A 17,494-nucleotide genomic window follows, 5' to 3' on the forward strand; every position below is an offset into this window, starting at 1 on the left:
ATGGGCGAAGTCCAGAGGTACAAGGACCTCATCGGGCAGCGGGTCGCCGCCGGGAAGCTGGACGAGCTGGCCGTCGACATGCTCAAGGCGGCGGCCGCCAACAACGGCAGCTGGTCGGGGCTGTGGAGCGGCGTGCTCGACCGGCTGCGCGAACTGCCGCCCGGCACCCGCAGGCTGCTCGCCGACGGATTCGCCGCCGCCTATCACTCGGACCTGGCCGGACCCGTCTCCCAGGAGAACGCGCTGACCCTGCTCGGGGTCGTCGCGCACGGACTGCCCCAGGACTGGCTGGCGGCGCAGCGGCTGGAGAAGCTCGGCGAGCTGGGCCGGCAGCACTCGTTCTGGAGCGGATCGCACCACGAGGCCCTGGCCGAGGCCGAGCTGGCCGCGGGCCGCCCGCTCGCGCCCGCCGTCGTTGCCGCCTTCCGCCGCTCCGCCCTGGAGACCTACCAGGACGAGACCCTGCACCGCACGGCGAAGAAGCTCACCCACCCCGCCCTGAACGTCGGCGAGGAGTGGGCCGAACGGGCCCTGGCGGACGCGGGCGGCGACCCCGACTGGCACGCCCTGCTCGCCCACGCCGCGACCGCGACCGCGGCAAGGCCCAGCCCCAAGTGGGACAAGCGGGCCACCGAGCTCGCGGATGCCCTGGGCCCGGACCGTGTCCGGGTGACCGTCCTGCCCTGGCTCGCCCTCGTCGGCCGACCCCGCACGTTCCCCCTGCTGCACGGCGACTACGAGTCCCATCTCAGCGAGGCGTACGACCCCTACAACGCCAACGCCCTGCGTGGGCTGGCCTGGCTGCTCGCCCTCCTGCCACCGCACCCCGACACCGCACGCGCCTTGGGAACGCTCATCGACACCTCCCTCCGGAAGGTCGCCGGACTCGGGCCGCGCAACCCGAAGGTCGCCAACGCGGGAGTCAACGCGCTCGCCCGGATGGAAGGGGAGGCGGCTCTGGCCGAGCTGGCCCGGCTCGCCACCCGGGTGACGTACAAGGCCACCGGCAAGCTGATCGACGCGGCCCTGGAGTCCCGCGCAACCGCCCTCGGCCTCACCCGCGAGGAGATCGAGGAACTGGCCGTGCCCACCTACGGGCTGACCGAGGTGGGCCGGACGGAGCTGCGGCTCGGAGAGAACACCGCCCTGGTCGAAGTGACGGGCGGCAAAGCCCTGTTGGGGTGGCGCAGCGCGACGGGGAAGGCCGTCAAGAGCGCGCCGGCGGCCGTGAAGCGCGACCACCCCGAAGAGCTCAAGGAGCTCAAGGCGTCCGTCAGGGACATCGACAAGATGCTCTCGGCGCAGAGCGAGCGCCTGGACCGCCAGTTCCTCGCCGACCGCACCTGGGCCTACGGCGCCTGGCGGGAGCGGTACCTGGACCATCCCCTGGTCGGCACCCTCGCTCGGCGCCTGCTGTGGACGGTGGACGGCAGGACCGTCGGACACGCGGACGGAAGCCTGCGCACCCTCACCGACGAGCCCGTCACCGAGGGCGGCGAGGTCCGGCTCTGGCACCCCGTCGGCCATGACCCCGCCGAGATCGTCGCCTGGCGGGACTGGCTGGAGCGGCACCGCATCACCCAGCCCTTCAAGCAGGCCCATCGCGAGGTGTACCTCCTCACCGACGCCGAGCGCGCCACGGGCACGTACTCGAACCGCTTCGCGGGGCACGTCCTGCGCCAGCACCAGTTCAACTCCCTCGCCGCGATCCGGGGTTGGCGCAACAAGCTGCGGCTGGCCGTCGACGACGAGGCACCGCCCGCCACCCGTGAGCTGCCCCGCTGGGGACTGCGCGCCGAGTACTGGATCGAGGGCGACGGCGGCGAGCGCTTCGAGGAGATCACCGAGTCCGGCAGCTTCCTGCGGCTGCGCACCGACCAGGTCCGCTTCTATCCGATCGACGCCCCGCAGAACTGGGCGCACTGCTGCGGCGGCGAGTACCGCATGGAGCGCAGAGGCGGCGTCGGCCGCGTCGACCCGCTTCCCCTCGCCGACATTCCAGCCCTCGTGCTGTCCGAAGTCCTGCGGGATGTCGACCTGTTCGTCGGTGTGGCCAGCGTCGGCAACGACCCGACCTGGCAGGACGGCGGCCCCGGCGGCCGCTTCCGCGCCTACTGGTCGGGCTACGGCTTCGGCGAGCTGGGCCAGAGCGCCGAGACCCGCCGGGCGCTGCTGGAGCGGTTGATACCCCGGCTCGCGATAGCCGACCGGTGCGTCATCGAGGGCCGCTTCCTGCACGTGAAGGGCGAGCGCCACACGTACAAGATCCACCTCGGCTCGGGCAACATCCTCATGACCCCGAACGACCAGTACCTGTGCATCGTCCCCAAGGCGGGCGGGGGCACCCCGCAGACCGGCTACCTGCCCTACGAGGGCGACCGCATGCTCAGGGTCATTCTCAGCAAGGCGATGCTGCTGGCCGAGGACACGAGGATCACCGACCCGACGATCCTCAGCCAGCTGTGAGGGTCACATGCTGCTGAGCGAGCGGGCGTAGTTGATCTGTCCCATGACCGCGGGGAAGGTGTGCGGGCCGAGGGCCGGGACCATCGTCGAGTGGTGCCGGCCCGCGCTGGTCACGGTGACCTGGATGAAGCCGGTGGTCTTCTTCTCCTTCATCAGGAGGAAGAACAGACCGAGCAGACAGAAGATGAAGAAGATGATCGCGAGCACGATGGCGACCGTCGGGATCTTCTCCTCGGTGTGCGACATGTCGGTGGCGTTCCACACCGCGCCGCGCAGCGGCATGGTGCCGGCGGGCGTGATGATCTGGTCGCCCATCACCGTGATGTCCCCGATGGCCAGCACCGGCGCGCCGCCCATGGGGGCCGGCGCACCCGGCTGCTGCGGGAATCCGTAGGCCGGAGTGGCGGGTTGTCCGGGGTAGCCGTACGCCGGTGCGGCGGGCTGCTGCGGATAGCCGTAACCGGGCGCGGAGTTGGGATAGCCGTACCCCGGTGGAGGCGTCGTCGGAGGCTGCGCGGGCGGCTTGTCCGGCCCCCACTCAGCCGCTCCACCCTGGTACGGATTCGGCTCGGTCATGCTCGTCCCCCGTCTGTCGCCGTAACCGAATCAGGTTATACCGAGCGAGGGGCCGCCCCTCCCGGACTGGGAGGAACGGCCCCTCGTCGTACGGCTTTTGACGCGCGAGCGCCGAAGACGCCCGATCAGAAGCGACGGGTGATCAGTGCCCGCTTCACTTCCTGGATCGCCTTGGTGACCTCGATGCCCCGGGGGCAGGCGTCCGTGCAGTTGAAGGTGGTGCGGCAGCGCCAGACGCCGTCGCGGTCGTTGAGGATCTCCAGGCGCTGCTCGCCCGCCTCGTCACGCGAGTCGAAGATGAAGCGGTGCGCGTTGACGATGGCGGCCGGACCGAAGTACTGGCCGTCGTTCCAGAAGACCGGGCAGGACGACGTGCACGCGGCGCAGAGGATGCACTTCGTGGTGTCGTCGAAGCGCTCGCGGTCCTCCGCCGTCTGCAGCCGCTCGCGCGTGGGCTCGTTCGTGTCCTTCGTGATGAGGAAGGGCATGACGTCCCGGTACGCCTGGAAGAACGGCTCCATGTCCACGACCAGGTCCTTCAGGACCGTGAGGCCCTTGATGGGCTCGACCGTGATCGGCTTCTCGGGGTTGATGTCCTTGATGAGGGTCTTGCAGGCAAGACGGTTCTTGCCGTTGATCCGCATCGCGTCCGAACCGCAGATGCCGTGCGCGCAGGAGCGGCGGAAGGTCAGCGTGCCGTCGACGTCCCACTTGATCTTGTGGAGGCCGTCGAGGACGCGCTCCTTCGGGTCGATCTCCAGCTGGAAGTCTTCCCAGACCGCCTCGGCCGAGACCTCCGGGTTGAAGCGGCGGATCCGGAAGGTGACCGTGATGTAGGGGGAGTCGGCGAAGCCGGGCTCGGGGGCCGCGTCCGCCTTCTCCAGGGTCGGAGTTGCCATCAGTACTTACGCTCCATCGGCTGGTAGCGGGTCTGGACGACCGGCTTGTAGTCCAGGCGCACGGTCTCGGTGCCGTCGTCGCCCACCTCGCGGTACGCCATGGTGTGGCGCATGAAGTTGACGTCGTCGCGGTTCGGGTAGTCCTCGCGGTAGTGACCGCCGCGGGACTCCTTGCGGGCCAGCGCGGAGACCGCCATGACCTCGGCCAGCTCCAGCAGGTTGCCCAGCTCGATGGCCTCCAGCAGGTCGGTGTTGAACCGCTTGCCCTTGTCCTGGATCGCGACGTTCCGGTAGCGCTCGCGCAGCTCGGCGATCTTCTCGACGGCCGTCTTGATCGTCTGCTCGGTGCGGAACACCATCACGTTGGCGTCCATGGTCTCCTGCAGCTCACGGCGGAGCACGGAGACCCGCTCGGTCCCCGTCGACGTACGCAGCTGCTCGATCGTCGAGACCACGAGCTCGGCCGGGTTCTCCGGCAGCTCGACGAAGTCGGCCTTCTGGCTGTACTCCGCCGCCGCGATACCGGCCCGACGGCCGAACACGTTGATGTCCAGGAGGGAGTTGGTGCCCAGACGGTTCGCGCCGTGCACCGACACACAGGCGACCTCGCCGGCCGCGTACAGGCCGGGGACGACGGTCGTGTTGTCCGCCAGGACCTCACCCTCGACGTTCGTCGGGATGCCGCCCATCGCGTAGTGCGCGGTGGGCTGGATCGGGATCGGGTCCGTGTACGGCTCGATGCCCAGGTAGGTGCGCGCGAACTCGGTGATGTCCGGGAGCTTGGCGTCCAGCTGCTCCGGCGGCAGGTGCGTGAGGTCGAGGTAGACGTGGTCGCCCTCGGGACCGCAGCCGCGGCCCTCGCGGATCTCCGTGTAGATGGAGCGGGAGACGACGTCACGGGACGCGAGGTCCTTCATGACCGGCGCGTACTTCTCCATGAAGCGCTCGCCGTCCTTGTTGCGCAGGATGCCGCCCTCACCGCGGGCGCCCTCCGTCAGCAGGATGCCCATGCGCCAGATGCCGGTCGGGTGGAACTGGAAGAACTCCATGTCCTCCAGCGGCAGCCCGCGACGGTAGACGGCGGCCTGGCCGTCACCGGTCAGGGTGTGCGCGTTGGACGTCACCTTGAAGAACTTGCCGCAACCGCCGGACGCGTAGATCACGGCCTTCGCCTGGAAGACGTGGATCTCGCCGGTCGCCAGCTCGTACGCCACGACACCGGCGGACTTCTTGACGCCGTCGACCTCGGTGATCAGCTGGTCCAGGACGTAGAACTCGTTGAAGAACTCCACGCCCTCCTTCACGCAGTTCTGGTACAGCGTCTGCAGGATCATGTGGCCGGTGCGGTCGGCCGCGTAGCAGGACCGGCGGACCGGCGCCTCACCGTGGTTGCGGCTGTGACCGCCGAAGCGGCGCTGGTCGATCGTGCCGTTCGGGGTGCGGTTGAACGGCAGGCCCATCTTCTCCAGGTCGAGGACCGAGTCGATGGCCTCCTTCGCCAGGATCTCGGCGGCGTCCTGGTCGACCAGGTAGTCACCGCCCTTGACCGTGTCGAAGGTGTGCCACTCCCAGTTGTCCTCCTCCACGTTCGCCAGCGCGGCGGCCATGCCGCCCTGCGCGGCGCCCGTGTGGGAGCGGGTGGGGTAGAGCTTGGTCAGCACGGCGGTGCGGCTGCGCTTGGTGGACTCGATGGCCGCGCGCATGCCCGCGCCACCGGCGCCGACGATGACGGTGTCGTACTTGTGGATCTTCATGATTCTCGCAGCCCCGTGCCTAGCGGATGTTCGGGTCGAAGGTGAAGATCACCAGCGTGCCCAGCAGGATGGTGAACACCGTGGCGGTGTAGAGCAGGCCCTTGAGCCACAGCCGGGTGTTCGCGCGCTCCGCGTAGTCGTTGATGACCGTGCGCAGGCCGTTGGCGCCGTGCAGCATCGCGAGCCAGAGCATCAGCAGGTCCCAGACCTGCCAGAAGGGGCTCGCCCAGCGGCCGGCCACGAAGGCGAAGCCGATCTTCGACACGCCGCCGTCGAGCACGAGCTGGATCAGCAGGTGGCCGAGGACCAGGACGACCAGCACGATGCCGGACAGGCGCATGAAGAGCCAGCCGTACATCTCGAAGTTGCCCCGGGTGGACTTCGGGGTCTTCTTGGTGCGCTTGCGCGGGGCCTCGATGAACGGCGCCGGGTTGTCGACGTTGTAGAGGGACTCGCCCTCGACCGGGCCGACGCCGGAGGGGGTGGATTCGGTGGTGGCCATCGGTGTCAGCTCCCGAACAGTTCACGAGCGGCGTGGCCGAGGACGGGGTAGATCGCCCCGATCATCAGCACGACCCAGATGCCCACGACGGACCAGAGCATCTGCTTCTGGTAGCGCGGGCCCTTCGACCAGAAGTCGACGGCGATGACGCGCAGGCCGTTGAGCGCGTGGAAGAGGATGGCGGCGACGAGGCCGTACTCCAGCAGTCCCACGATCGGGGTCTTGTACGTGGCTACGACCTTGTCGTAGTCCTCGGGTGACACACGGACGAGAGCGGTGTCCAGCACGTGAACGAACAGGAAGAAGAAGATGAGGACGCCGGTGACTCGGTGAGCCACCCAGGACCACATTCCTTCCCGGCCGCGGTACAGCGTTCCAGCCGGCACGGAAGTCCCTCCGGGAGCGGGGATTGGGGCCGCGCCGGCTTGTGCTGTCGGTCGGGCCCGGCCGGGTACGGTCCACCGGCCCCCAGCATCGTAGCTAGCCGCTGGCTTGACGCTTACAGGGGGCCTACCGGTGTGATCAATGTGGCACGCGTTTGGGTTAGCGTTTGCGGCTTATGGGGTGGGGAGTCCTGTTATTTGCCGGGTGCGGCGCCGTCGTGGCTGGTCGCGCCGTTCCTGGGCCCCTGAGGAGTTCGCCGAGCCGTTCCTTCGCGAGGCGACGGAGTTCCTCGGCCGCCACGAGCCGCTCCTCCTCCGGATCGTTTGTCAACCGTGACCGGATGGCTGCCAAGACGTGGTCCAGGACCTCGCCCGGGGGGACTCCGTCGACGCAGATCACGAAGGCGTGGCCGAATTTTGTCTCGTATGCGGCTTGTGCCGCTCTCATCGCGGTATGGGCGGCTGAGTACGTGCCGTCGGGTAGCGTGGGGAGGGCCTCGGCGGCCAGGGCTTCCGAGAGGTCCGCCGGGCTCAGGTCGTACGCGGCCTCGTCGGAGGCGGCCAGCAGCGCGGCGATGTCCGGGTAGGGGCGGTGGTCCGCCACCCGGTGGGCCCAGCGGAGGCTGCGGAGGCAGTCCAGGAGGAGTTTGCGGGCGTCGTCGGCCGGGGCCGCGTTGAAGGCGTCCAGGAGGGTGGGCAGCGTCGGTATGGCCGCTCGGCAGGGAAGGTGTGTGGGCGTCACGTGTGTTTCGGCAGGGGAAGCTGTGAGAGGTGTGACGTCACGTTATCGAGAGTGGGCGTGACGTGTCCGACGGATGCCCGAATTTCACCCGCAGGGGAGAGTTTCGGAACGCTTGGTGGACCCCCGCGTCCGCCCGGGAGTCTTAGGTTGGCGGTGTGAGTCAGCACAGGCGGCGTCGGCGGCCGGCGCGGAACGTGAAGCCAGGGATCGTGATCGGAGCGGCGCTCGCCGTGACGGTCGGGGCCGGAGTGAGCCTCGGGCTGTGGGCCTCGGGGGGCGACGACAGCGCGCCCGCCGCGTCCGCGCGGGAGCAGGCGCAGAAGTCCGGCGGCGGCTCGGACCCCACGTCCACCGCGCCGCGCGCGGGCAGCCCGACACCGAGCCCCACCCGCTCGTACCCCCTCTCGCAGGCCCCGCAGACCATTCCCGCCGTGCGCTCGCACACCGCGGCGCACGGACCCGGCTGGCGTCCCGCACGCGGTGAGCGGGTGGTGGTGGGCGATCCGCGGCTGGCCGACGAGGGCCGGCTGATCGCCTCCGAGCTGGGGCTGACGTACGCCGGTGAGAGGAACGACGTCAAGGCCGGGGACGTGCGGCTGGCGCTGGGCGGCGGCCAGGGCGCGAATCCGGAGTCGTACGTCATGACCGTGCGCGGCGGGCGGGTGAGCATCAGCGGGCCCGCCGACTCCGGGGTGTTCTACGGCACGCGCACGCTGAAGCAGGAGGTCCACGGCGGCCGCACGGCGCCCGAGGGTGTCGTACGCGACCAGCCGGCCAAGCCGGTGCGCGGGTTCATGCTGGACATCGCGCGCAAGAACTTCACCGCGCGGTGGATCGAGGACCGGGTGCGGGAGCTCGGTGACCTGAAGTTCAACCAGCTGGGCCTGCACTTCTCCGACGACCAGGGCTTCCGGATCGAGTCCAGCAGCCATCCCGAGGTCGTCTCACAGCCGCATCTGACCAAGGCCGAGGTGAAGCAGATCGTCGCGCTCGCGGCCTCGCGGCACATCACCGTGGTGCCCGAGATCGACTCGCCGGGACATCTGGGAGCGGTGATCGCCGCTCATCCGGATCTGCAGCTGCGCAACGTCCGGGGTGTGCCCGTGCGCGGCGCGGTCGACATCTCCAAGCCCGCCGCGGCGAAGATCGTCGACGATCTGCTGAACGAGTACGCCGGTCTCTTCCCCGGCGACCAGTGGAACCTCGGCGGCGACGAGTACCAGGCGCTCGTCGTGTCCAACCCGCAGGCGTCCTTCCCGCAGCTGGCCACCGCCGCCCGGGACAAGTACGGCTCCGGCGCGACCGTCTCCGACCTGACGACCGGGTGGCTCAACGACCGCGCGGACACGATCCGCGCCCACGACCGCACGATGCGCGCCTGGAACGACGGCTTCCTCCGCGGCACGTCGGTGCAGCCCGCCAAGGACCTCCAGGTCGGGTACTGGACCGGCAAGGAGTACGGGGCCCGTCAGCCGGTCGAGTATCTGAGCGCGGGACGGAAGGTCATCAACTACAACGACGAGTACCTGTACTACGTGCTCGGACAGCCCAACAACTTCGTCTACCCGACCGGGCAGCGCATCTACGAGCAGTGGACCCCGCTCGTGGTGCGCGGCACCACGGCGGTTCCCTCGCGGTACGACGGGCAGATCCTCGGCGGCTCCTTCGCCGTGTGGTGCGACCTGTCGAACTCGCAGACCCAGGACCAGGTCGCCGCGGGCATCCGGATGCCGCTGCGGGCCACGGTCCAGAAGCTGTGGGATCCGGGGCGGCCCGCGCTGTCGTGGACGCGGTTCAAGGCGCTGGCCGGCCGGCTGGGTTGACGCCGGCTCCCTTCTCCCGTAGGGCTGCGAACAGTCGTACTTGTCGTACGACCGTGGTGTGTTCGGCGCGAGCCGAAGTCGACGAGCCGTGGGGGAACGGACATGGGCTACTGGGGGTACTACGTCGTCGGGCGCGACGAGCGGCCGCTCGCCGGGCTGGACGCGCTGGCCGGCGCCAAGGAGGGCATGGAGCTGCGGGCCGAGGCGCCCGGCGGCTGGCAGGTCTGGGAGTACCCGAGCGAGGACGGCGAGCTCGGGAACATGAACGTCCTCGCCGCTCAGACCGGCGCGCCGGCGCTCTTCGGGTACGTCATGGACAGCGCGTCGGTGGTGGTGGAGGCGGCGGCGCCGGAGAGCGGGGCCTGGACCACGTGTCTGGCGCGGGCCGCGATGGCCGGGTACCTCGACGCCGGGAACGAGGGGCTCACCCTCGAGGACTACTTCCTGGAACCCCGCGATGCCGCCGAGCGGGCCGTCGCCTGGGCCGCGGAGGCCGGGCACGAGGTGACGGCGGAGCCGCTGGTAGAGGTCCTGACCGCGGAGCCCGATCCGTTGGCCGAAACCCTTTTCTTCCGGCTGCTCGACCGGCTCGGGGTGGTGCCCCTGTGACACTCACGGGCCGTCGCGCGCAGTAAGGGGAAGTGCGGGCTCCGTTAAGGAAGGGCCCGGTGAAGGCCCGGTGGAGCCTCGCAGGGGCCCGCAGAGGGAGGCGTGGATGAGCCTGGTGGAACTGATCGCTCAGGCCGACGAACGCGGACTGGCCGCCAGCGGGCTGGCTTGTTTGGATCGCTGCGTGCCGCTGCTGGGCGGCGACGACGAGGTGCTGCGGCCGCTGTGGGGGAGCCTGTCCGACGCCGGGGACGACGCGGAGTGGGGGACGCTGCTGGAGCAGGTGCGGGGCAAGCTGGCCGGGGCGGAGGAGTACGCCGGGTCCGTCGAGGACGAGGCGGCCCTGCTGGCTCGGCGGATGTTGGCCGCCGCGCCGGCGGAGCGGTCGAGACGGGAGATGCGGGTGTGGGCCGACGGGTGTTCGGTCGCCGCGCTGCAGATACACCGGCTGCTGGACCCGCTCGCCGACCGCGCCTCCTCGGTCGACTCCCGGCGGGAGGGGCTGACGGAGGGCATGTCGCCGCTGGTGGCGGCGGAGCTGCGGCGGCAGACGACCGTTCTGGAGCTGCTCGCCGGGCATGGTCCCGCCGGGTTGCGGCGGGCGCTGGAGGTGTCGGTGGAGGGGCGCCGGGTGCTGCGGGCCGTCGTCTCGCGGCGGGCGCGGACGCACCGGGGGCCCTCAGCGCAGTAGGCACTTCACCACGGCGTCTCCGTACTCCGTCGTGCGGGCGTAGAAGGCGGCGAGGTCGCGGTGGGCCGCCGCGAACAGGGCGTGCAGTTCCGGTTCGGCGTCGGGGCCGCCGTAGTCGGCCAGCAGGTCGTCCCTCGCCTTCTGCCAGAGGGACTCGAAGTCCGTCGACTGCAGGAACGCGCTGACCCGGGCCACCTGGGCCGCGGTCAGCAGCAGGAACGGGGGCACCGAGGTGCCGCCGAGGACCACGTCGGCCGCCGGGCCGTAGAGGGCGTGCTGGTCCAGGTAGGTCGTGTCCAGGACCTCCTCACGGTGGCGGTCCATACGTTCGCGCACGGTGTCCCAGTCGTCCTCGAACAGCCGTTGCAACCAGTTCGCGCTGTTGCGCAGCGCCGAGGGCGGCACCGCGCGGAGATGGAAGTACAGGCTCATCAGTGAGAGGAGCGCACGGAACGGGCGAAGCGTCACTCCCGGGCACAACGCCCAGCTGAGGGGTTCCTGTGACCGTGGTGGGGCGGAGCTGGGGCGGTCCTGCGCCGGTCCGGGAGAAGGGCCCGATTTCGTGTGACACACGGCACGCCCGGACCGCTCATGGCTATGTGACTACCTTCCAGGAGACCAGGCCGAACGCGGCGGCGAAGCCCGTGCGGTGGGCGGCGGACGCGGTGGCGGCGATGCGGGAGGGGGCGCGGCTGCGCCTCGACTACTCGGCGCAGAGCCTGTGGCGCGTCGACCGCCTGATCGACGAGATGCGCCGGGACGCGCCGCCGTACGCCGCCGTGGAGCGGGTGCTGCGCGGCTTCGGGGCGTACGCGGGTGAGGTGATCGTCCGTCAGACCGGTGCCGAGTGGTGGGCGAGCGGGGGCGAGCACTGGCTGCGCACGCCGGACGGGCGGCTGTGGGACCCGGTCGACGAGGCCCGGCGGTGCTTCCTTGGTGACGGGTCGCTGCGGTTGCTGTGCCGGGAGGCGGGAGCAGGGTCGCGCTAAGGGGCGGGAGCAAAATCGCCGTAATAAGAGACGCGTCCGTTCCCAAACAAGTGTGACGCGGAGCACGATGGGGGCATGGCTGACAACCGTCGTTGGTGGGCCCTCGTCGTCATCGCGCTCGCCCAGTTGATGGTCGTCCTCGACATGACCATCGTGAACATCGCCCTGCCGTCCGCCCAGTCCGCGCTGCACATGTCGGACGGGAACCGGCAGTGGGTCATCACCGCGTACACGCTGGCCTTCGGTGGGCTGCTGCTGCTCGGCGGCCGGGTCTCCGACCTGGTCGGCCGGAAGACGACCTTCGTCATCGGGCTGCTCGGCTTCGCCGCCGCCTCCGCGCTCGGCGGTGCCGCGGCGAACTCCGGGATGCTGTTCGGCGCGCGCGCCCTGCAGGGCGTCTTCGCCGCGCTGCTCGCCCCGTCCGCGCTGTCGCTGCTGGCCACGACCTTCACCGACCCCAAGGACCGCGGGAAGGCGTTCGGCATCTTCGGCGCCATCATCGGCGCCGGTGCCGCGGTGGGCCTGCTCGCGGGCGGGTTCCTGACCCAGTACCTGAACTGGCGCTGGTGCCTCTACGTCAACGTGCCCATCGCCCTGATCGCCTTCTTCGGCGCCATGGCCCTGCTGGAGTCCGGCGTCCGCCACCCCGGCGCCCGTCTGGACGTGCCGGGCGCGTTGCTCGGGTCGGCCGGGATGCTCTCGCTCGTGTACGGCTTCTCCGAGGCGGAGTCCAGGGGCTGGAGCGACGGCCTGGTGCTGACGCTGCTCGGCGCCGGGGTCGTCCTGCTCGCGGTGTTCGGATGGTGGCAGACGAGGGCGCGGGTGCCGCTGCTGCCGATGTCGGTGGTGAAGGACCGGCAGCGGGTCGGGGCGTTCCTGACCGTGCTGCTGACCACCATCGGCATGTTCGGCGTCTTCCTGTTCCTCACCTACTACATGCAGGGCATCCTCGGATACTCGCCGGTCAAGACGGGCCTCGCCTATCTGCCCATCACCGTCGGCATGATCACCGGCTCCACTCAGGTCGCCGCCCGGCTGCTGAACCAGGTGCCGCCACGGGCGCTGATGGTGCCGGGGCTGCTGCTGGCCGCGGGCGCGCTGGCGATCATCGCGCAGGTGGGCGTGGAGCCCGCCTACGCCTCGCACATCCTGCCCGCGATGCTGATGCTGGGCCTCGGCATGGGCACGGCGATGATGACGTCCGTGTCGCTGGCCACCGGAAGCGTCGCGCCGCGCGACTCGGGCGCGGCCTCCGCGACCTTCAACACCGCGCAGCAGGTGGGCGGTTCGATCGGTACGGCGCTGCTGAACACCATCGCCGCGACCGTGACCGCGCGCTATCTGACCGCGCACGCGGGACCCGGGGTGAACCGGCGGCAGCTCGCGGCCGAGGCCACGGTGCACGGCTTCAACGTCGCCACCTGGTGGGCGATGGCGGCGTTGCTGCTGGCCGCGCTGATCGCCGGGGTGGTCGTGAACGCGGACCGGGCGCCCACTCCGCAAGCCGCGCAGGAGAGGACGCCCGAACCGGTCGACAGCGCTATGTGACGTATTACTTGATGTACACGATCTACTTCATGTACATGATCTACTTGATGTACACGAGGCCGTCCGTCGTGACCGTCGGACGGCCGCTCGTGCCGACCACCACGATCTTCACCGTGTGCTTGGCGCTCCCGGACCAGGTCTTGGTCCAGATCGCCTGGCGGTACAGGGTCGTGGAGGACTTCAGGTCGACCGTGCTCACCTTCACGCCGTCGACGTACACGTACGCCTGACCCGAGGTGGACGCCCGCGACACCACCCAGGACGCCGAGCGGCCGGTGAAGGTCCACGTCAGGCTCGCGCCCTTGGAACCGCTGGAGTACGACTTCCCGCCGAGGTAGCTGCTGGACGAACGGGCCGTCCAGCTGCCGGACTTGACGGCCGAGGTCTCCTGCAGGATCACCGGCGTGTAGGACGGCGACGAGGTGCGGGTGTTGCCCGCGTAGTCGTACGCCTTCATCGACCAGGTGCTCGCCGTACCGGACGTGGCGGTGCGGCTGGAGCTGGTCGTGGTCGGGCCGAAGGTGGCCGTCGTCGGCGACAGCAGGCTCACCGACTTCAGGGCCGCGTCGTCGGCCGCCTTCCAGCCGAGGGTGACCGGGACGGCCGTGGTGTTGACGGTGCCGGTGCGCAGGGAGATCTGCGGCGCGGTCGTGAAGGTGGGCGCCGTGGTGTCGGTGACAACGGTCAGCGCGGAGCTCGTCGCGGTCTTGCCGGACTGGTGCACGGCCCGTACGGCGACGCTGTGACGGCCCGAGGGCAGCGTGGCGCCGACCGAGGTGGCCGTGCCGGAGGCGGTGGCCGCGACCTTGCCGTCCACCAGCAGCTCGAACCGGGAGATCAGCGACCCCGGGGTCGTCGTCGACCACTTCACCGTGATCGCGCCCTTGGTGTAGTACGTCGAGCCGGACAGGGCCGCACCCGACAGCGAGGTGAGCTTCAGGCCCTGCACCGGGCCGGACGCCCAGGCGCGGATCGTCGGCAGCTGGGCGTAGAGGGAGCTGCCGGGGCACTGGGTGTTGTAGCCGTCGCGGTGACCGGAGATCCGGTTGAAGGTGTAGGAACCGCCCGCGGTGAAGCCGGTGCCGAAGTAGTTCGTCTGCGCGGCGCCCGACTTGAGCTGCACGGTCGTCGCCGGGTCGGCGTCGTACTGGCCGAGCTTCCAGGCCGCGATCCGGGCGACCGACTCCAGCGCGGCGTTGGAGGCGCCGGTGGTGGTGTACTCGCCGAGCACCGCGATGCCGGCCGACTCACGGTTCCAGCCGTAGGTGTGCGCGCCGAGCACGGGACGGTCGACGCCGCCCTTGCGGCCCTCGAAGATCGTGCCGCACTTGTCGACCAGGAAGTTGTAGCCGATGTCGTTCCAGCCGTTGGTCTGCGTGTGGTACGCGTAGATGCCCCGCACGATCGCCGCTGAGTCGGCGCACGAGTAGTCGTTCGAGCCGTCCGTGTGGTGCACGAACACGGCCTTCACATCGGCGTTGTACTCCGACGGATCGGGGCTGAGCGACTCGTCGGCGCCCCAGCCGGCCCGCGAGACGACCGGCGGCTCGGGGACGGTGGACGGCGGCGCCGGCGGGACGCTCACGGACGCGCTCGCCGACGGGGACGAACTCGCGGACGGGGAGGCCGAGTCGCTCGGCGGTGCGGAGACGCTGGCGCTCGGGGAGACGGAGTCGGTCGGTGACACGGAGTCCGTCGGCGGGACGGAATCCGTCGGCGGCACGGAGTCGCTCGGGCTCGGGCTGTCGCTCGGGGACGTGCCGTCCGTCGGGCTCGCCTCCGCGACGTACGCGGCCGGCTCTGTGGCCTTCGTCTCGGCGGTCGTCGCGACGCCGGGGTCGACCAGGTTGACCTGCAGGCCCTTGGGCAGGCCGGCGCTGGTGGAGCCGTCCTTGTGGACGACCTGGACCTCGACGCCGTCGGAGGGTCCGACCCACAGCGGCTCGGACGCGCCGCGGGCGTCGGAACCGGCCTCGGGGTCGACCAGCGGGGCCGTGTCCGTCTCCAGGTCGCGCCAGGCGGACCACGCGCCGGTCTCCAGACTGCGGGTACGGACCTGGGCGGTGCCGTGCAGCCGCTGGGTCGGTCCCGTCCAGGAGACGCCGAGCATCGAGAACTGTCTGGTCTCGGTGCGGGGCAGCTCCCGCTTGCCGCTCGTGGTGCCCTTCAGCGCCAGGTCGTAGACCTTCACCGGGCGCTTGGCCCGGACACCGGCGCCGTGGTCGGCGGACGGGCCGGCGACGGCGTACGTCACCACACCCCCGCTCCCCAGCACCACCGCGCCGAGCGTCAGCCACGCCCGGCGCTTGAAGCTCAGCGGTCTGTACGCACGCGTGCCGCGTGGACTCACTACCCCACCCCTAGAAAAGAAAGACCGTGACCGGCAAACGTGCCACACCTGCCACACCTGCCACACCTGTCACTGGTGTTGCACAGGTGGCACATACACACAGCGTTGACCGATGGCCAAACGTCACCCCCGGGGTTCCGGGCGCTCCCGATTGACGGGCTGTGACACTTCCGTGACGCCTGGCGCTGATGAGCGTGGAGGTGTGCGCACGGACGGAGGTGCCGCACGGGGCGGGCCCGGCAGGGCCACCTTCGCACGCGTACGAACGAGGACAGTCGTTGGGCCAGGCACGGGAATCCCGCCGCACGCAGGCGTCCGACGGGGAGCTGGGCGCGGCCGTCGCGCGGGCCCAGGAGGGCGACGAGGCCGCGTTCGCGGCGGCGTACCGGATCGTGCAGCCCGGACTGCTCGGCTATCTGCGCGGGATCGTCGGCGACGACGCGGAGGACGTGGCGTCGGACGCCTGGCTGGAGATCGCCCGCGATCTCGGACGGTTCCGCGGCGACGGGGCGGGCTTCCGCGGCTGGACGGCGACCATCGCCCGGCACCGCGCGCTGGACCATCTGCGCCGGCAGAAGGTACGGCCCCGGTCGGCGGGGCTGGAGCAGGACGTACTGGACCTGCCCGGGCCGCACAGCACCCACGACCAGGCCCTGGAGGCGCTGTCCACCGAGCGCGCCCTGGAACTCCTCCGCGAACTGCCCCGCGACCAGGCCGAGGCCGTGCTGCTGCGGGTGGTCGTCGGCCTCGACGGCCCCGCCGCGGCCCGCGTCCTCGGCAAACGCCCCGGCGCGGTCCGCACGGCCGCCCACCGGGGCCTGAAGCGCCTGGCCGCCCTGCTCGGCGCCCCGGGTGTGACGAATGACGACCCCCGGACGCTGGGGGAGTCGAAATGAACGTCAGCGGCGGAACGTACGTCAACCACGGCGTGGACGCCGACGACGCGACGGACCCGACCGGACGCACGACGTACGAGGACACCACCGCGGCTCCGCGCACCGACTCCGGCACGGGAGCTGCTGTTGGCGGTGTCGGTTCATGGGTCGGTTCATGGGCCGGCGCAGGTGTCGGTGGTGGCTCGCGTGGCGGCTTCGGTGGTCGCGCGGGTGTGTGGCTCGGCCTTCGGGTCGGTCCTGGTGGTGACGGTTACGGCGACGGCGGACGGCCGTCGGACACGGATGGATGCGGGCATGGGTGAACGGCAGAGCGAGGGCGGTGCCCCCGGTCGTCGGCGTGCGCACCATGACGGCAGCGTGTCCGGGGCCGGGCAGCGGGCGGACGGACCAGAACTGGAGTTCCTGCTGGCCGGGGTCATGCGGTCCGGCGGCGTCGACGGCGAGGCCGAGCGACGGGCGGTGGCCGCGTTCCGGGAGGCGAGGGACGCCGGCGCGCACCGCGCGCGGACCCGGCGCCGTGACGACTGGCGCCCGCGTGAGCGCACCGGCACCCGCCGTTCCCTGAGGGCCACGCTCACCCTGTCGCTGGCCGGTCTCACCCTGGGCGGCGTCGCGTTCGCGGCGATCGGCACCGTCGGCTCGTCCGGCCCCGACCACAAGAACCCGCCCCAGGCGCAGCCCACCGCACCCACCACCCACCCCTCACCCCGACCGTCGGACGGCTCGACCGCGCCCGGCACCGCGCACCCGGACCGCCCGTCCACGGCGCAGGACACCGAGGCCCACTGCAAGGCCTACGAACACGTCAAGGGCAACGGCAAGGCACTGCAGTCGACGGCCTGGCAACGGCTGATCACGGCCGCGGGCGGCGAGGCGAACGTCGCGGCCTACTGCGCCGAGCAACTGGGGCTCCAGACGGCCACCACCATGCCCGGCAACGGCAAGGGGAACGGAGCCGACGACGCCGGCACGTCCGACAACGGCAAGAGCGCCGGCAAGGGCAACGGCAACGGCGGCAACGGGAAGAACGGCTGACAGCCACCCCGGCGAACCCGGCGGTTTCGGCCACCGAAGCAACGGCCGGGGCCGCCACCCCCCACAGGAGAGGCCCCGGCCGTCGCGCGGTCGGGCCGCGCTGCGGCCCGTATCTCCTACAGCGCCATGAGTGCGGTTTCTGTCACACCCCGGGTGCGACCAGTCTCGTAACGGAGTGGTTGAGAATTGTACGGACATGGACGAGCAGCGGTTTCAGGTCGTAACGTGCCT

17 protein-coding genes are annotated in these 17,494 nt (G+C 70.7%); 9 read left to right on the forward strand and 8 right to left on the reverse strand.

Features of this window, described 5'->3' with window-relative positions; genetic code table 11:
• A complete protein-coding gene (locus ABZZ74_RS08130) occupies positions 1 to 2,466 on the forward strand; it encodes a DUF4132 domain-containing protein (protein WP_356762459.1) in 2,466 nt (821 codons plus the stop codon).
• Between the two features lie 3 nt (positions 2,467 to 2,469).
• Here the strand turns inward: ABZZ74_RS08130 and ABZZ74_RS08135 are convergent, their stop codons facing one another.
• The 6 genes from ABZZ74_RS08135 to ABZZ74_RS08160 all read right to left on the reverse strand — a co-directional run bounded on the left by ABZZ74_RS08135 (position 2,470) and on the right by ABZZ74_RS08160 (position 7,322).
• On the reverse strand, positions 2,470 to 3,042 hold the full coding sequence (locus ABZZ74_RS08135) for a hypothetical protein (protein WP_356762460.1): 573 nt from the start codon (positions 3,040 to 3,042) through the stop codon (positions 2,470 to 2,472).
• Positions 3,043 to 3,167: 125 nt separating this feature from the next.
• Positions 3,168 to 3,941, reverse strand: a complete 774-nt coding sequence (locus ABZZ74_RS08140) for a succinate dehydrogenase iron-sulfur subunit (protein WP_133043133.1) — start codon at positions 3,939 to 3,941, stop codon at positions 3,168 to 3,170.
• Entirely contained in the window at positions 3,941 to 5,695 is a 1,755-nt protein-coding gene (gene sdhA / locus ABZZ74_RS08145) for a succinate dehydrogenase flavoprotein subunit (RefSeq protein ID WP_356762461.1), read from the reverse strand. Before sdhA ends, ABZZ74_RS08140 begins: the two co-directional genes overlap by 1 nt.
• Before the next feature lie 19 nt (positions 5,696 to 5,714).
• On the reverse strand, positions 5,715 to 6,197 hold the full coding sequence (locus tag ABZZ74_RS08150; protein ID WP_356762462.1) for a succinate dehydrogenase hydrophobic membrane anchor subunit: 483 nt from the start codon (positions 6,195 to 6,197) through the stop codon (positions 5,715 to 5,717).
• Positions 6,198 to 6,202: 5 nt separating this feature from the next.
• Positions 6,203 to 6,583, reverse strand: a complete 381-nt coding sequence (gene sdhC, locus ABZZ74_RS08155; protein ID WP_133043130.1) for a succinate dehydrogenase, cytochrome b556 subunit — start codon at positions 6,581 to 6,583, stop codon at positions 6,203 to 6,205.
• Positions 6,584 to 6,740: 157 nt separating this feature from the next.
• Positions 6,741 to 7,322 (reverse strand): 2-oxo-4-hydroxy-4-carboxy-5-ureidoimidazoline decarboxylase, encoded by a 582-nt coding sequence (locus tag ABZZ74_RS08160; RefSeq protein ID WP_356762463.1) that lies wholly within the window; start codon positions 7,320 to 7,322, stop codon positions 6,741 to 6,743.
• A 155-nt stretch (positions 7,323 to 7,477) separates the two neighbouring features.
• On the opposite strand from ABZZ74_RS08160, the gene ABZZ74_RS08165 reads away from it, so the two are divergent.
• From ABZZ74_RS08165 to ABZZ74_RS08175, 3 genes are all read left to right on the forward strand, one after another.
• Positions 7,478 to 9,145: a family 20 glycosylhydrolase gene (locus ABZZ74_RS08165; RefSeq protein ID WP_356762464.1), complete on the forward strand. Its 1,668-nt coding sequence runs from the start codon at positions 7,478 to 7,480 to the stop codon at positions 9,143 to 9,145.
• A 102-nt stretch (positions 9,146 to 9,247) separates the two neighbouring features.
• Positions 9,248 to 9,754, forward strand: coding sequence for a hypothetical protein (locus tag ABZZ74_RS08170; RefSeq protein WP_356762465.1), 507 nt, complete (start codon positions 9,248 to 9,250; stop codon positions 9,752 to 9,754).
• 106 nt (positions 9,755 to 9,860) lie between these two features.
• A complete protein-coding gene (locus ABZZ74_RS08175; RefSeq protein ID WP_356762466.1) occupies positions 9,861 to 10,445 on the forward strand; it encodes a hypothetical protein in 585 nt (194 codons plus the stop codon).
• Here the strand turns inward: ABZZ74_RS08175 and ABZZ74_RS08180 are convergent.
• Positions 10,434 to 10,877, reverse strand: a complete 444-nt coding sequence (locus tag ABZZ74_RS08180) for a DUF1877 family protein (protein WP_356762467.1) — start codon at positions 10,875 to 10,877, stop codon at positions 10,434 to 10,436. The genes ABZZ74_RS08175 and ABZZ74_RS08180 overlap by 12 nt on opposite strands.
• A gap of 167 nt (positions 10,878 to 11,044) precedes the next feature.
• Between ABZZ74_RS08180 and ABZZ74_RS08185 the strand changes: the two genes are divergently transcribed.
• Positions 11,045 to 11,434, forward strand: coding sequence for a hypothetical protein (locus tag ABZZ74_RS08185; protein WP_208778544.1), 390 nt, complete (start codon positions 11,045 to 11,047; stop codon positions 11,432 to 11,434).
• A gap of 75 nt (positions 11,435 to 11,509) precedes the next feature.
• A complete protein-coding gene (locus ABZZ74_RS08190) occupies positions 11,510 to 12,982 on the forward strand; it encodes an MFS transporter (protein ID WP_356762468.1) in 1,473 nt (490 codons plus the stop codon).
• Positions 12,983 to 13,022: 40 nt separating this feature from the next.
• Here the strand turns inward: ABZZ74_RS08190 and ABZZ74_RS08195 are convergent, their stop codons facing one another.
• Positions 13,023 to 15,092: a peptidoglycan recognition protein gene (locus ABZZ74_RS08195; protein ID WP_356762510.1), complete on the reverse strand. Its 2,070-nt coding sequence runs from the start codon at positions 15,090 to 15,092 to the stop codon at positions 13,023 to 13,025.
• 518 nt (positions 15,093 to 15,610) lie between these two features.
• Here ABZZ74_RS08195 and ABZZ74_RS08200 point away from each other — a divergent pair.
• Genes ABZZ74_RS08200 through ABZZ74_RS08210 form a run of 3 tightly spaced genes read left to right on the forward strand, consistent with a single transcriptional unit; the run spans position 15,611 to position 17,263 of the window.
• Positions 15,611 to 16,228: an RNA polymerase sigma factor gene (locus ABZZ74_RS08200; RefSeq protein ID WP_356762469.1), complete on the forward strand. Its 618-nt coding sequence runs from the start codon at positions 15,611 to 15,613 to the stop codon at positions 16,226 to 16,228.
• Positions 16,225 to 16,530 (forward strand): hypothetical protein, encoded by a 306-nt coding sequence (locus ABZZ74_RS08205; protein WP_356762470.1) that lies wholly within the window; start codon positions 16,225 to 16,227, stop codon positions 16,528 to 16,530. The genes ABZZ74_RS08200 and ABZZ74_RS08205 overlap by 4 nt, the downstream gene beginning before the upstream one ends.
• Positions 16,523 to 17,263 (forward strand): hypothetical protein, encoded by a 741-nt coding sequence (locus ABZZ74_RS08210; protein WP_356762471.1) that lies wholly within the window; start codon positions 16,523 to 16,525, stop codon positions 17,261 to 17,263. The genes ABZZ74_RS08205 and ABZZ74_RS08210 overlap by 8 nt, the downstream gene beginning before the upstream one ends.
• Positions 17,264 to 17,494 lie beyond the last annotated feature (231 nt).

Origin of the sequence: Streptomyces sp. NPDC006476 (genome assembly GCF_040612015.1) — a bacterium.
In the GTDB taxonomy this organism is placed as follows: domain Bacteria; phylum Actinomycetota; class Actinomycetes; order Streptomycetales; family Streptomycetaceae; genus Streptomyces; species Streptomyces griseorubiginosus_B.